Origin of the sequence: Flavihumibacter sp. CACIAM 22H1, assembly GCF_001601815.1 — a bacterium.
Classification (GTDB): domain Bacteria; phylum Bacteroidota; class Bacteroidia; order Chitinophagales; family Chitinophagaceae; genus Flavihumibacter.
Window position 1 is genome coordinate 1 of record NZ_LUKG01000166.1, and the last position, 2,107, is coordinate 2,107.

Sequence of the window (2,107 nt, forward strand, 5' to 3'; positions counted from 1 at the left end):
TACCGTTTTCATAGTTGAATGTTTCGGTAATGGTGCTGTCAATCGGCTTACAGGTGATTGTGCCATCAAAAATGCCAGATATTCGATAGTCGTTGCTCGGATTAATTCTTATCTCGTTACCCTTAAATTTTGTCTCTGTTAGGTCTGTTGCAATCAGCAAAAAATGGGGACTAAGTTCGCTGTTGTCTGAAAAGGGTATTTTATAAATTATTACTGGATTTGGCCTTTGTTCCAGGCTGGGAGTATTGATGTAATACACAACACCGGAATCCTTTACCAGATTCAAGGTGTCAATTCCGTTGTTGAAACTTGCGACTTTACCGTAAATACTTCTCCCACAAGTAGGATTTATAGACGAACCTCTGCCTTCAGTAAGGCCATACAGGTCATTATGCTGCGTAAGGGACTTTTCTTCGTCTTCGAGGTTAATTTTCTTACAGGAAAATAGCAAAAGGGCTGCAACAAGTGCAATTATCCCTGTGGACATTCTCTTTCGCATGAAGAATATTTCTAGTTGGATAAGGTGGTTTGGACTACTAATCTATTACATCTTTTCAAAAGAATGCAGAGACATCTAAAAAAAGGGTGAAAACACCCGTCGTCAAAATAATTTGTTCGTTTATGGAACTTGTACCATGAGCGAACATGAGGCATTCAATTCAAGGAACTTCTTTACGGGCGATTGGGGAAAACCCAGGGAAACAGCCATTTTTCGGTTTTTCTATGGATACGGAGAAGAGAGATTTTCAAGGAAAAGCGTTCGAAGTTAATACAAGATTCATCAGCGAACGATATAATGGGTTTTACGGCTTAAAACACCTGTGAAAAATGAAAATCGCAATCGCTCATTTCCGCGTGTCCTCACTTCGTCAACGCAAAAGCGGTCTAGGACTGGCTGCGCAACGCCGCGAAGTCTATGCCTTCGCTGCCGCACATAAGTTTAAGATCGTCGCTGAATTCATTGAACGAAAATCCGGTCTTTCGCGCAACCGTCCCGTGATCGACGATTGCTTGGCCGAATGTAAACGTTTAAACGCCACGTTACTTATTTCAAGGGTTGATCGGTTATCACGACGCCTGTTGTTTACCGCGACGTTGATGGAGGCGGGCATACCATTTATCGCCATCGTCAAACCTTATGCCGACGAATACGAGTTGCACATAGAGGCGGCGAACGCGCAGCGGGAGTCACGACTTATCAGCAAGAGAACCAAAGCAGCTTTACAGGAGGCCAAACGAAAAGGTGTCAAGTTGGGGACGTCGATATGGGACGTGCTTGATAAACGACGCAAGGCGTACGAGCGGTTCGTTATCAAGATGATCCCGATTATTAAGAGATACCAGGACAAAGGAATTTACAGTATTAGGGCTTTGACCATTGCCTTGAACGGCAAACATGTCAAACCGTTTTCAGGGGGCAACGCCAGATGGCACCTCAGTACAGTGCACAAGCTTTTGAAACATATTAATTCAAGATAAAACCTAAAACTATGAGGCTTCATTTCATTTCTTTCTGCGTAGGGCTGTTGCTTATACCCGCCTTATCTACTGGTCAAAATATCGACAGTGAAAAAAATAAATCCACGGATAGCTGTAAAGGCAGGATTATTCGGATCACGCTTTCAGTTTAATAATCTCCCGGAAGGGATCGCAAATCCGAAAGGTGACGATGCTTTTTATGCAGGATTGCAGTTGGATATTCCCATAGGCAAAAGCATTTCGATTACACCCGAACTTTTGTATGCAGAGTCATCGGCGACTGTTTATGATGCTGGCCTTTATTCGGACTTTTTTTCGCACGTTTTTTTACCTGTCCTTTTACGATACAGAATAGGGAAGGTTAGCATTTTGGCTGGACCGCAGGCTGAGTTTCTTTTAAGTGCTAAAGGATGGTATTTTGAGAAAGCGCCCGATGACGATCCCGACTATAGATATTATCTCAAAAGTGGAAGCGTAAAAGAGATGGGTTATACAAGTTTTACGTTGTCAGGAATTGTAGGTGCGGAATGGATATTCAAATATCGTTTCGGCGTAGATGCCCGTTATAAATTCGGAATAACCAATTTCAGGTCAGATTACAGTAATCCAGATTTTATTCCTTTCATAC

3 protein-coding genes are annotated in these 2,107 nt (G+C 42.6%); 2 read left to right on the forward strand and 1 reads right to left on the reverse strand.

Annotation, left to right across the window (positions count from 1 at the left end; genetic code table 11):
• On the reverse strand, nucleotides 1-499 hold a 499-nt coding region (locus A1D16_RS21595), incomplete at its 3' end, for a hypothetical protein (protein WP_290713805.1).
• Nucleotides 500-828: 329 nt separating this feature from the next.
• Here A1D16_RS21595 and A1D16_RS21600 point away from each other — a divergent pair.
• Both A1D16_RS21600 and A1D16_RS21605 read left to right on the forward strand, forming a co-directional pair.
• Entirely contained in the window at nucleotides 829-1,479 is a 651-nt protein-coding gene (locus A1D16_RS21600) for a recombinase family protein (RefSeq protein WP_290713808.1), read from the forward strand.
• An 87-nt stretch (nucleotides 1,480-1,566) separates the two neighbouring features.
• Nucleotides 1,567-2,107 (forward strand): porin family protein (locus tag A1D16_RS21605; protein WP_290713811.1); only part of this gene is annotated, 541 nt, incomplete at its 3' end.

Coding starts and splice junctions, on each gene's coding strand:
- A1D16_RS21600 (WP_290713808.1), top strand. CDS start 829: ATGAAAATCGCAATCGCTCATTTCCGCGTGTCCTCACTTCGTCAACGC.